Source organism: Actinoplanes couchii (genome assembly GCF_016862075.1).
GTDB classification, from domain to species: Bacteria; Actinomycetota; Actinomycetes; order Mycobacteriales; family Micromonosporaceae; genus Actinoplanes; species Actinoplanes couchii.
Genome location: NZ_BOMG01000034.1, coordinates 25,344 through 37,603, shown reverse-complemented (window position 1 = coordinate 37,603; position 12,260 = coordinate 25,344). Strand labels below are relative to the sequence as shown.

Annotated in this window: 9 protein-coding genes; 6 read left to right on the top strand and 3 right to left on the bottom strand. The window is 69.4% G+C overall.

From position 1 onward, the window contains the following. Nucleotides 1-52 precede the first annotated feature (52 nt). Nucleotides 53-1,066 carry a LacI family DNA-binding transcriptional regulator gene (locus tag Aco03nite_RS11070; RefSeq protein WP_203794923.1) on the bottom strand — a complete coding sequence of 338 codons (1,014 nt, stop codon included), beginning with the start codon at nucleotides 1,064-1,066 and terminating at the stop codon, nucleotides 53-55. A 262-nt stretch (nucleotides 1,067-1,328) separates the two neighbouring features. Here Aco03nite_RS11070 and Aco03nite_RS11065 point away from each other — a divergent pair, with 262 nt between their 5' ends. The 3 genes from Aco03nite_RS11065 (at nucleotide 1,329) to Aco03nite_RS11055 (ending at nucleotide 4,538) form a co-directional block, all read left to right on the top strand. Then, on the top strand, nucleotides 1,329-2,624 hold the full coding sequence (locus Aco03nite_RS11065; RefSeq protein ID WP_203794921.1) for an ABC transporter substrate-binding protein: 1,296 nt from the start codon (nucleotides 1,329-1,331) through the stop codon (nucleotides 2,622-2,624). An 82-nt stretch (nucleotides 2,625-2,706) separates the two neighbouring features. Next, the gene (locus Aco03nite_RS11060) at nucleotides 2,707-3,687 is read left to right on the top strand and encodes a carbohydrate ABC transporter permease (protein ID WP_203794919.1); all 981 of its coding nucleotides are present in this window, start codon (nucleotides 2,707-2,709) and stop codon (nucleotides 3,685-3,687) included. 11 nt (nucleotides 3,688-3,698) lie between these two features. After that, a complete protein-coding gene (locus Aco03nite_RS11055; RefSeq protein ID WP_203794975.1) occupies nucleotides 3,699-4,538 on the top strand; it encodes a carbohydrate ABC transporter permease in 840 nt (279 codons plus the stop codon). A gap of 78 nt (nucleotides 4,539-4,616) precedes the next feature. On the opposite strand, the gene Aco03nite_RS11050 is transcribed toward Aco03nite_RS11055, so the two are convergent. Both Aco03nite_RS11050 and ilvD read right to left on the bottom strand, forming a co-directional pair. Then, on the bottom strand, nucleotides 4,617-5,318 hold the full coding sequence (locus tag Aco03nite_RS11050; RefSeq protein ID WP_203794917.1) for a hypothetical protein: 702 nt from the start codon (nucleotides 5,316-5,318) through the stop codon (nucleotides 4,617-4,619). Between the two features lie 120 nt (nucleotides 5,319-5,438). Continuing rightward, the gene (gene ilvD, locus Aco03nite_RS11045; protein ID WP_203794915.1) at nucleotides 5,439-7,286 is read right to left on the bottom strand and encodes a dihydroxy-acid dehydratase; all 1,848 of its coding nucleotides are present in this window, start codon (nucleotides 7,284-7,286) and stop codon (nucleotides 5,439-5,441) included. Between the two features lie 75 nt (nucleotides 7,287-7,361). On the opposite strand from ilvD, the gene Aco03nite_RS11040 reads away from it, so the two are divergent. The 3 genes from Aco03nite_RS11040 to ilvN all read left to right on the top strand — a co-directional run bounded on the left by Aco03nite_RS11040 (nucleotide 7,362) and on the right by ilvN (nucleotide 12,233). Then, on the top strand, nucleotides 7,362-9,743 hold the full coding sequence (locus Aco03nite_RS11040) for a putative bifunctional diguanylate cyclase/phosphodiesterase (protein WP_239145062.1): 2,382 nt from the start codon (nucleotides 7,362-7,364) through the stop codon (nucleotides 9,741-9,743). A 142-nt stretch (nucleotides 9,744-9,885) separates the two neighbouring features. Then, nucleotides 9,886-11,715 carry an acetolactate synthase large subunit gene (locus Aco03nite_RS11035; RefSeq protein WP_203794913.1) on the top strand — a complete coding sequence of 610 codons (1,830 nt, stop codon included), beginning with the start codon at nucleotides 9,886-9,888 and terminating at the stop codon, nucleotides 11,713-11,715. Continuing rightward, a complete protein-coding gene (gene ilvN / locus Aco03nite_RS11030) occupies nucleotides 11,715-12,233 on the top strand; it encodes an acetolactate synthase small subunit (protein ID WP_203794911.1) in 519 nt (172 codons plus the stop codon). Before Aco03nite_RS11035 ends, ilvN begins: the two co-directional genes overlap by 1 nt. The last annotated feature ends 27 nt before the right edge of the window (nucleotides 12,234-12,260 follow it).

The window sequence follows — 12,260 nt, the reverse complement described above, 5'->3', positions numbered from 1 at the left end:
CGATGCTGCCGCGCGGCTTTCAGCGCGGCGGGGCGTTGCTGCCGCGCGGCTTTCAGCGCGGCGGGGCGGTGCTGCCGCGCGGCGTGAGGTGCACCCGACCGGCCTCCACGTTGCCGACCACCTGCCCGTCGATGGCGGCGAGCAGCTCCCGCGCGGCCTGCGCGCCGTACGCCGAGATGTCCCGGCTCAGCGCGGTCAGCGGCGGGTGCACGAGACTGCACAGCGGCGAGTCGTCCCAGGCCACGATGGACAGGTCGCCGGGAACCGAGAGCCCCATCTCCTGGGCCACGGCCAGGCCGGCGACCGCCATCACGTCGTTGTCGTAGATGATCGCGGTGGGCCGGTCGCCACCGATCAGCAGGCGCCGGGTGGCCCGGCTGCCCTCCTCACCGGTGTAGTCGGCCGGGATGGTGAGCGCGTGGTCCAGCCCGAGTGACGCGCAGACCGCCTCGAACGCCTTCGTCCGGTTCTGGGTGTGCAGCAGGTCGGCGTTGCCGCTGACCCGGGCGATCCGGTGGTGCCCGAGAGCGACCAGGTAACGCACCGCCTCGGTGATCGCGCCGGCGTCGTCGGACCAGATCTGGGCGATCGGCCCGGTGTCGCCGGGGCCGCCGATCACCACCGCGGGCAGCTGGAGCTGCTGCAGGACCGGGATGCGGACGTCGCCCTCGCGGATGTCGGTGACGATCACGCCGTCGATCCGGCGCTCACCCCACCAGCGGCGGTAGACCTCGACCTCCTGCTCGGGGGTGGCCACCACCTGGAGCGTCAACGCGTACGACCGGGCGCCCAGCTCGGCCTCGAAACCGCTGATCAGGCCCATGAACCAGGGCTCGATGCCGAGGATCCGGGCGGGCCGGCAGAGGGTCAGGCCGACGGCGCGGGCCCGGGCGCCGGAGAGGGCGCGGGCGGCGCTGTTGGCGTTGAACCCGATCTCCTGCGCGATCGACAGGATGCGTTTCCGGGTCGCCTCGGAGACGCCGGGCTGGCCGTTGAGGGCGTACGACACGGCGCCCTTGGACACGCCCGCCCGCCGGGCGATGTCGGCGATCGTGGGCCGTTTCACGCAATCTCCTCTGTCCCCACTGCCGCCGAGCTTATCGGTCGCCGGGTGCGGGCCGCTGGACTCCCCGGGCGCCTGAACCGCACTTGATCGGTTAAGTGTTACGTCACACATCGATCCATGTAAACCCGCTGTCCGAAAAATCCGGCTTGCGGCGGACTGGGAGCGCGCCCGTAACCCGGTATTGACACCGATGAAAGCCAGGCTTACGGTCTCCCCAACTTACCCGGTTCAGTGATGTGGATCTCCTTGCGGAGGAAATGACATGGAATTTTCCGGACGCCGCGTGCTGCGCGTGGGCGCCACCGGGCTGGTCGCCGCCCTGGCGATCACCGGTTGCAGCGGTCAGGCCCTGGAGGGCAACAAGGACTCCGGTAACGGCACCACCCAGGTCACTCTCAAAGTGAACGTCTTCGGGAGTTCGGGCCTGGAGGAGCTCAAGAGCAAGTACGAGGCGGCCAACCCGAACGTCAAGATCGCGTTGAACTCGGGTGAATACAACGCCCAGCACGAGGACCTGCAGAAGAAGCTGGTCGCCGGCTCCGGCGCGGCGGACATCGCGATGGTCGACGAGGGCTTCATCGTCCAGTTCCGCAGCCAGGCCGACCAGTTCCTGAACCTGAACGACAAGGGCGCCGCCGGTACGTTCGAGGCGAAGTACCTGCCCTGGAAGTGGAAGGCCTCGCAGTCCACCGACGGCAAGCAGATCGGTCTCGGCACCGACGTCGGCGGCCTGGCCATGTGCTACCGCACCGACCTGTTCAAGGCGGCCGACCTGCCCACCGACCGCGAGTCGGTCGGCAAGCTGTGGCCGACCTGGGACGCGTTCATCGAGACCGGCAAGAAGTACACCGCGAAGACCGGCAAGAAGTTCGTCGACTCCGCCACCAATCTGTTCAACCCGGTCCTCTCGCAGCAGCCGGCCGGCTTCTACGACGAGACCGAGACGCTGAAGATGGACGGCGGACCGAAGGCCGGCTTCGACGTCGCGATGAAGGCCATCGACGCGGGCATCTCCGCCAACCTGGCCGCCTTCCAGCCGAACTGGGACCAGGGCTTCAAGAAGGACCAGTTCGCGGCGCTGCCCTGCCCGGCGTGGATGCTCGGCCACATCCAGGAGACCGCGCCGGACCAGAAGGGCAAGTGGGACATCACCGCGATCCCCGGCGGCGGCGGTAACTGGGGCGGTTCCTGGTGGACCATCCCGAAGCAGACCAAGAACGCCGACGAGGCCTACAAGCTCGTCTCCTGGCTGGTGCAGCCGGAGCAGCAGATCGAGATCTTCAAGACGGTCGGCAACCTGCCCTCGCAGCCCGAGCTGTACAAGGACCCGGCCGTCCTGGACTACAAGAAGGAGTTCTTCACCGACGCGCCGACCGGCCAGATCTTCGCCGCCACCGCCGCGAACCTGCAGCCGCAGTACCTCGGTAAGAAGAACGGCCCCACCCGGGTCGCCGTGGAGAACGTGATCAACCGGGTCGGCCAGGGCAAGCTCAAGTCCGCCGACGCCTGGGCCGAGGCGGTCAAGGACGCCGAGAAGGTCGCGAAGTCCGCCAAGTAGAAGCTCCTGCTCCATCCCGAAGAAACGGCGGGGCGGCTGACAGCCGCCCCGCCGTCCGGCCCCAGGTTCTAGGAGTTACCCCGTGGCCCTCACCGACGTCCGCGTCGCGCGCCCGGAGGAGCCGAAGCACGCGCCGCCGAACCGCGCGAAGTTCTGGCTCTACCGTTTCGACACCAAGACCGTGCCCTATCTGCTGATCGCGCCGTTCTTCCTGCTCTTCGCGGTCTTCGGGCTGTTCCCGATCATCTTCAACGGCATCGTCGCGCTGCGGAACTGGCGGCTCGACGACCCGACCCTCACCGGCTGGGCCGGGATGGCGAACTTCTCCGCGCTGGTGCAGGACACCGACTTCTGGGACGCCCTGCTCAACACGTTCGGCATCTTCATCCTCTCCACCGTTCCGCAGCTGCTCCTCGCGCTGATGATCGCGAACCTGCTGAACCGCAAACTGCGCGGCTCGACCTTCTGGCGGATCGGCATCCTGCTGCCGTACGTCACCCCGGTCGCCGCCTCCACCCTGGTCTTCGCGATCTTCTTCAGCCGTGACTACGGCATGGCCAACTGGCTCCTGTCACTTGTCGGATTCGGTCAGGAGCAGCCGCTGGACTGGCGCGCCTCGACCTGGAGCAGCTGGCTCGCCATCGCCACCATGGTCAACTGGAAGTGGATCGGCTACAACGCGCTGCTCTACCTCTCCGCGATGCAGGCCATCCCGAAGGACGTCTACGAGGCCGCCGCGGTCGACGGCGCCGGCCCGTGGAAGCAGCTGTGGGCGATCACCGTGCCGATGATCCAGCCGGTGGTGCTGTTCACCGTCATCCTCTCCACCATCGGCGGGCTGCAACTGTTCAGCGAGCCGATGCTGTTCGACGAGAACCCAGCCCTGGCCAACGGCGGTTACGACCACGAGTGGCGGACCATCGCGCAGCTGATCTACAAGGTCGGCTGGCGGGACCTCGACCTCGGGTACGCGGCCGCGATGAGCTGGGCCCTGTTCCTGATCATCCTGATCGTGGCCGGTGTCAACTACCTGGCCACCCGGCGCCTCGGAGGCGGAAAGTGAGCAGCCGTCTGTTGAGCCGGGCGCCCCAGGACACCCCGGGCACCTGGAAGTCGTACCTCGCGTTGACCCTGATCCTGCTGGTCTCGGCGTTCCCGGTCTACTGGATGTTCGTGATCGCGACGAGCACCGACGAGGCCGTGATGAGTTCGCCGCCGTCGGTGATCCCCGGCTCGAACCTGATGACGAACCTGTCCGAGGTCTTCGGGATGCAGGACGTCTACTTCACCGCCTCCCTGATCAACAGCCTGATCGTGGCGGTCGTGGTCACCGCGTCGACGCTGTTCTTCTGCTCGCTGGCCGGCTTCGCCTTCGCGAAACTGCGGTTCAAGGGCAACAACGTGCTGATGTTCGTGGTGATCCTGACCCTGACCGTGCCCAACCAGCTCGGTGTGGTCGCCCTCTACATCCTGATGGGCAAACTGGGCTGGAACGGTCAGCTGCTCGCCGTCATCGCCCCCGGCCTGGTCAGCGCGTTCGGCGTCTTCTACATGCGCCAGTTCATCGCCCACGCCATCCCGGACGAGCTGGTCGAGGCGGCCCGCATCGACGGCGCCCTCACCCTGCGGATCTACTGGACCGTGGTGGTCCCGGCGATCCGGCCCGCCCTCGCCGTCCTCGGCCTGCTCACCTTCGTGGCCACCTGGAACGACTTCCAGTGGCCGCTGATCACGCTGAACGGCACCGACTTCCCGACCTCGATGGTCGCCCTCTCCGACCTGGCCAGCGGCAACTACGTGGTCTACCGGCGGGTCCTGGCGGGCGCCTTCGTGGCCACCGTCCCGCTGGTGATCCTGCTGCTCCTCGGCGGCCGCCAGCTGGTCCGCGGCATCATGGAGGGCGCGCTGAAATAGCGATGCCACTCGGTCGAGGCCCGTCCGCCGGTTTCCGGTGGGCGGGCTTTCTTCTGCGGTACGGCTACTCAAGGCGGCTCAGCTGAACCGGTTCCACACCCCGCGCAGTGCCGGCCAGGAATTGTCGATCGACGCGCAGTCGGCTTCCAGGCGCAGGTCGGTCAGCGAGCCGGCGTGGGTCCAGAACAGGCCACAGGTCTTTCCGGTGACGTACTCGAAATAGGTCCCGGTCTCACCTGTCACCGCGCCGGCCTTCTGTCGCGGGGTCTCCGCTCCCGGCGCCGACGCCCGGCTCTTGCGGCTGGCCTCCGCCCGGTAGTCCCTGGTCCAGCCGAACTCCTTGGCCGTCTTGAACGTCTCGAAGTAGACGTTCAGGTCACCGAGCTGACAGTTGATCGCCTCGGTCCGCCCGTTCTCCAGCTTCGGCCCGCCCGCGTCCCGGTCGCTCACACAGTTGCCGAGTTCCGGGATCCAGGGCCCGGCCAGCACGGCGGCCTCGGTCCCGGCGAACCTACCCGACTGATCCGGCACCAGCGCCGCGGACGGCGTCCCCGCGTCGACACCCGGCGTCGTCGAAGCATCCGTGCCCGCCGCAACGGCCTGGCTCGCGGAAGAAGCCGTGGACGCCGACCGGACACCGATGAAATAGCCGCCCACCAGCCCCACACCGAGCAGCGCGGCCCCGGCGGCGGCCAGAATCCAGACCCGGGGCCCGGGTGCCGGCGCGGTGGCCGGAGTCTCCGGGGACAGGACGAACGGGGGCGGTGGCTCCATGCTCACGATCGGGACACTCCGGTGGCAGCGGGACGGCGGGACCTGAAACGCCAGCGGTGAGCCGAGTCACCTCGGCTCACCGCTGGCGTCGAGTGGAACGAACCTATGGCGTCGAGTGGAACGAACCTACTCCGGAACCCGGCGGTAGGCGCCGTCCGAGGCGGCCGTGGCCATCGAGGCGTAGGCGCGCAGGGCCGCCGACACCGGGCGCTGGCGGTCGACAGGTGTGTACGGCTTCGGGCGCCGCTCCTGGGCGTGCCGGCGCTGGGCCAGCTCGTCGTCGTGCACGTTCAGCGTGATGCCGCGGCCCGGGATGTCGATGGTGATCTCGTCACCGGTCTCGACCAGGGCGATCAGCCCGCCGCCGGCCGCCTCGGGGGAGACGTGGCCGATGGACAGCCCGGACGTGCCGCCGGAGAACCGGCCGTCGGTGATCAGCGCGCACGCCTTGCCCAGGCCACGGCCCTTGAGGAACGACGTCGGGTAGAGCATCTCCTGCATGCCGGGGCCACCACGCGGACCCTCGTACCTGATGATCACGACGTCGCCCTCGACGACCTCCTTGCCGAGGATGCCGGTGACCGCGTCGTCCTGGGACTCGTAGACCCGGGCCGGGCCGGTGAACTTCCAGATCGACTCGTCCACACCGGCGGTCTTGACCACACAGCCGTCCGGAGCCAGGTTGCCGAAGAGGATCGCCAGACCGCCGTCGACGGTGTAGGCGTGCTCCACCGACCGGATGCAGCCACCCTCGGCGTCGGTGTCCAGCGAGGCCCACCGGTTCCGGGTCGAGAACGCCTCGGTGGTGCGGACACCACCCGGCGCGGCGTGGAACAGCTCCAGCGCCTCCGGCGACGGCGCGGTGGCCCGGATGTCCCACTTGTCGAGCCAGGAGGGCAGGTCGGGGGAGTGGATCGACCGCACCTCGGTCTTGAGGGCGCCGCCCCGGTACAGCTCACCCATCAGGGCGGGGATGCCACCGGCCCGGTGCACGTCCTCCATGTGGTACTTCGGGCTGTTCGGTGCGACCTTCGCCAGGCACGGCACCCGGCGGGAGACGGCGTCGATGTCGGCGACGCTGAAGTCCAGCTCGGCCTCGCGGGCGGCGGCCAGCAGGTGCAGCACCGTGTTGGTGGAGCCGCCCATCGCCACGTCCAGGGCCACCGCGTTCTCGAAGGCGTCCCGGTTGGCGATCGAGCGCGGCAGCACCGACGCGTCGTCGTTCTCGTAGTACTCCTTGGCGATCTGCACGATCAGCCGGCCGGCCTCCTCGAACAGACCCTTACGGGAGGCGTGGGTGGCCAGGACCGACCCGTTGCCGGGCAGCGCCAGGCCGATCGCCTCGGTCAGGCAGTTCATCGAGTTGGCGGTGAACATGCCGGAGCAGGAGCCGCAGGTGGGGCAGGCGGACCGCTCGATGGTGTCCAGCTGCTGGTCGGTGACGTTGTCGTTGGCGGCGGCGCTCATCGCGTCGACCAGGTCCAGCTTCTCGTGGACGATGCCCTCGATGGCGATCGTCTTGCCGGCCTCCATCGGGCCGCCGGAGACGAAGACCGTCGGGATGTTGAGCCGCAGCGCGGCGATCAGCATGCCGGGGGTGATCTTGTCGCAGTTCGAGATGCAGACCAGGGCGTCGGCGCAGTGCGCGTTCACCATGTATTCCACGGCGTCGGCGATCAGCTCCCGGCTGGGCAGGGAGTAGAGCATGCCGCCGTGGCCCATGGCGATGCCGTCGTCGACGGCGATGGTGTTGAACTCGCGGCCGATCCCACCCGCCTCGAAGATCGAATCAGCGACGAGCCCACCCATGTCCTTGAGGTGCACATGCCCGGGTACGAACTGGGTGTAGCTGTTGGCGATGGCGACGATCGGCTTGCCGAAATCGGAGTCGGTCATGCCGGTGGCGCGCCACAGGGCACGCGCGCCGGCCATGGTCCGGCCGTGTGTAGAGGTCCGGGAGCGCAGCTCAGGCATGTCACCCATAGTGCCACTGCGCAGGCCCGAAGCCGGGCATGACGTCCACAGCTCGGGACACATGGGGTGTCGTAAATGCCGAAGATCCGGCACAGTGTGTTCGTGCACTCACCGTCCGGTATGGAACTGGCGGGCCTCGTGGGCCTGATCCTCGCCGTACCGGCCGTCGCCTACCTGGGGCGATCCGGCCGCCGGCACACCGGAGCGGCCCGCCGGGCACACCTGCTCCTGGCGGCCGGTGGCGCGATCGTCACCGCCGCGGCGCTGGCCGGCCTGATCACCGCTCTGACCAGCGGGCACACCCACTCGGCGGAGCACAGCCGCTCGCTGGCCACCGCGGTCGCCATCGGCATGGGGATCGGCACGCTGTTCCTGCTGGCCGGCACGGTGGTGCTGCCCGGCGCCGCCCGCAGCCCGGCGGCCGCGCTCCGGCACGTGCTGGACGGGCTGGTGATCGCGGCGGCCGTCTGGTTCGTCGGCTGGGTGCTGGTCAGCGCCCCGACCCGGATCCTCGGCGACGCCACCCCGGAACGATGCCCGGCGATCCTGCTGCCGGCCGTGCTGCTGGTGCTGGGGCTGGGCCTGACCGCGGTGCTGGGGCTACACGCGCACCGGCCGCGGCGGCACACCGTCCGGGTGGCGGCCGGGGTGACCGTGGTGGCGTGCGCGGCGAACCTGCTGGCCATCGGGATCTGCCGGTCCGCCGGGGAATTCATCCTGGCCGCCGGGGTGCTGATGACCGCCGGTCTGGCGATCGTGGCCTGGGCGGTGCGGGCCGCGGACCGTCCGGTCGAGATTTGCGGCGACGTGCTGGAGCGGGGCGCGGCGTACGCGGTGGTCCCCATGCTCGCCGTGATCGGCGCGCTCGGCTACCACCTGTGCCAGGACGGCCGGATGGACATGCTCGGTTACGTCGGTGTCGCGGTCGAGGGCCTGGCCGTGGTGGCCCGGCAGTACCTGGCGCTGGAGGACGTGCGCAGCTACACGACACGGCTGCGGCAGAGCGAGGCGCACTACCGGGATCTGGCGCACACCGATCCGCTGACCGGGCTGGCCAACCGGCGCGGCCTGCAGGAGGCGCTGCGCACCGAACCGGACGTGGCCAAGGCCCTGATCGGCATCGACATGGACGGCTTCAAGAGCGTCAACGACCTGCGCGGGCACGACGTCGGTGACGCGGTGCTGGCCGAGGTGGGCGCCCGGCTGCGGCGCAACCTGCTCGCCGGGGACGTGGCGGCCCGGCTCGGCGGCGACGAGTTCGCGGTGCTGATGCGGGGCGACTCCGGCGAGGCCGTGCTGGCGGCGCACCGGCTGCTCGCGGTGCTCGGTGAGCCGTACGAGCTGGACGGCGGTCAGATCTTCCTCTCCGCGAGTCTCGGGGTGGCCGCGACCGGTGAGCTGCTGCACGACGCCGACCTCGCGCTGCGGTACGCCAAACAGCGCGGCAAGAACCGGGTGGAGCAATATCAGGCGGGGTACGACGAACTGCTGCGCCGCCGCGGGACGCTGACCGGTGAACTGCGGCACGCCATCGACCGTGGCCAGCTGCACCTGGTGTTCCAGCCGGTGGTGGCGCTGCCGTCGATGCGGCCGGTGGGCGCCGAGGCGCTGCTCCGCTGGACACATCCGGAGCTGGGCAAGGTCGGGCCGGTCGAGTTCATCCCGGTGGCCGAGGAGTCCGGCCTGATCAACCGGATCGGCGCCTGGGTGCTGCGCGAGTCGGTCCGGCAGCTCGCCGAGTGGCGCGCCGCGGGTCACGACGTCTGGCTGTCGGTGAACCTGTCGCCCAAGGAGCTGCACGACGCGGATTACGCCGGTCGCGTCGCCGATGTGCTGGCGGAGTACGGCGTACCGCCGCAGCGCCTGGTCCTGGAAGTGACCGAACACGCGGTGGCCACCGACATGGAGGAGCTGGTCCGCCGGCTCGCCGAGGTGCGCGCGACCGGGGTGCGGATCGCGCTGGACGACTTCGGCGCCGGGTATTCGTCGCTGACCCAGCTGCGCACGCTGCCGGTCGACATCCTGAAGATCGACCACGCGCTGGTGGCGGAGCCGGAGTCCCGGACCGGGACGGCCGCCCCGCTGGTGGACGTGGTGGTCCGGATGGGGCACCGGCTCGGTCTGGAGGTGCTGGCCGAGGGGATCGGCACGCAGGCGCAACTGGAGGCGGTCGAGGAGGCGGGCTGCCGGCTGGGTCAGGGCTCGCTGTTCGGCTGGGGCGTGCCGGCCGAGCATCTGGAGTCGCGGTTGCGGGCCGAGCGGCCGACCCCGCGACCGCTTCCGGCGCCGCGTTCCACGCCGCCGAACGACGCGCCGGCCCGCAGTCAGGTGGTCCGCCTCGGACCGGGAATGCGGCAGGTCAGAGCGTTGCTGCCGGGGGATCCGGATTTTGTCCCGGCGACGCGTGATCAAAATGTGGGATCAGTTGACTCAGGCCGTGAGATCGGGCAAGGTTAGCCGCATGTGCTTCGCGTCCCGAGTACTTATCTGAGCGCACTCTCCGGTTGGAAGAGAGTGCGCTAGGTCCCGTGCAATCCGCACGAGGGCCTTTTTTGTTGCTCAAGTACTGGGACCGACTACCGAAAAGGTCTGACTTGCCATGACGAGACCCACTCCTGAAACCCTCGCCCATCGAGCCACTCCGGCCACCGTCGCGGCGGCCGTGAACTCCGCTCCCACCGTCGTGGCACCGGTAGCCACCACCGGTGCCGGGGCGCTCGTCCGGTCGCTCGAGGCGCTCGGGGTCGAGGTCGTCTTCGGCATCCCGGGCGGCACCATCCTCCCGGCGTACGACCCGCTGTTCGACTCGAAGGTCCGGCACATCCTGGTCCGGCACGAGCAGGGCGCCGGGCACGCGGCCACCGGGTACGCGCAGGCCACCGGCAAGGTCGGCGTCTGCATCGCGACCAGCGGCCCGGGCGCGACGAACCTGGTGACGGCCATCGCCGACGCGTACATGGACTCGGTGGCGATCGTGGCGATCACCGGCCAGGTGTCCCGCGCGGCGATCGGCACGGACGCCTTCCAGGAGGCGGACATCCAGGGCATCACCCTGCCGATCACCAAGCACAACTTCCTGGTGCAGACGCCCGAGGAGCTGCCCCGGATCCTGGCCGAGGCGTTCCACCTGGCGTCCACCGGCCGGCCCGGCCCGGTGCTCGTCGACATCCCGAAGGACGTGCAGCAGTCGCAGACCACGTTCTCCTGGCCGCCGACGCTGGACCTGCCCGGTTACCGCCCGACCCTGCACCCGCACGGCAAGCAGATCCGGGAGGCGGCCCGGCTGATCGCGGCGGCCAAGCGCCCGGTGCTGTACGTCGGCGGCGGCGTGCTGAAGGCCGGCGCCACCGACGGGCTGCGCAAGCTGGCCGAGCTGACCGGCATCCCGGTGGTCACCACCCTGATGGCGCTCGGCACGTTCCCCGACTCGCACCCACAGCACCTGGGCATGCCCGGCATGCACGGCACGGTTCCCGCGGTGTACGCCCTGCAGAAGGCGGACCTGCTGGTCACCCTGGGCGCCCGGTTCGACGACCGGGTGACCGGCAAGCTGGACTCGTTCGCGCCGGACGCCAAGATCGTGCACGCCGACATCGACCCGGCCGAGATCGGCAAGAACCGGCACGCGGACGTCCCGATCGTCGGTGACGCCCGGCACGTGATCGACGAGCTGATCGCGGCGGTGTCCGCCTCCGCGGGTGGTGTCGAGCAGTACCCCGGCTGGTGGAACACCCTCAACGACCTGCGCGAGCGGTACCCGCTGGGCTACGAGGAGCCGACCGACGGCACGCTGGCCCCGCAGTACGTGATCGAGCGGATCGGCGAGCTGGTCGGCCCGGACGCGATCTACTGCGCCGGTGTCGGGCAGCACCAGATGTGGGCGTCCCAGTTCATCAAGTACGAGAAGCCGGGCACCTGGCTCAACTCGGGCGGCGCCGGGACCATGGGGTACGCGGTTCCGGCCGCGATGGGCGCCAAGGTCGGCCAGCCGGACACCGCGGTCTGGGCGATCGACGGCGACGGCTGCTTCCAGATGACCAACCAGGAGCTGGCCACCTGCGCGCTGGAGGGCATCCCGATCAAGGTCGCCGTGATCAACAACGGCAACCTGGGCATGGTCCGGCAGTGGCAGACCCTGTTCTACGACGGGCGCTATTCGAACACCGAGCTGGGCACGCACAAGCACCGGATCCCGGACTTCGTGAAGCTGGCCGAGGCGCTCGGCTGTGTCGGCCTGCGGTGCGAGTCGAAGGACGACGTCGACAAGATCATCAAGCAGGCCATGGAGATCAACGACGCGCCGGTGGTCATCGACTTCACGGTCGGCAAGGACGCCATGGTGTGGCCGATGGTCGCGGCCGGCACCAGCAACGACGAGATCATGTTCGCCCGGGACGTGCGCCCGACGTTCGAGGAGGACGACCTCTGATGACTCACCAACACACTTTGTCCGTGCTGGTCGAGAACAAGCCCGGCGTGCTCGCCCGGGTGAGCGGGCTGTTCTCCCGGCGCAGCTTCAACATCGATTCCCTTGCGGTCGGCGAGACGGAGAACCCGGACGTCAGCCGCATCACGATCGTCGTCAACGCGGAGAAGTCCCCGTTGGAACAGGTCACCAAGCAGCTCAACAAGCTGGTCAACGTCCTGAAGATCGTGGAGCTGGACCCGACGCAGTCGGTCCAGCGCGAGCTCCTGCTGGTCAAGGTGCGTGCCGATCGGGCGCAGCGCGGCCAGGTGCTCGAGACCGTCGAGTTGTTCCGGGCGCGCGTGATCGACGTCGCTCCGGACACCCTGACGATCGAGGCCACCGGTAATCCCGACAAACTGGATGCGTTGCTGCGCGACCTCGAGCCGTACGGCATCAAGGAGATGGTCCAGTCGGGCCTCGTGGCCATCGGCCGCGGTTCCCGTTCCATCACCACGGGCCCAGCGCTCCGCGCCGCCTGATCTGACGAAGCAAGCAGAGAGAAGAAG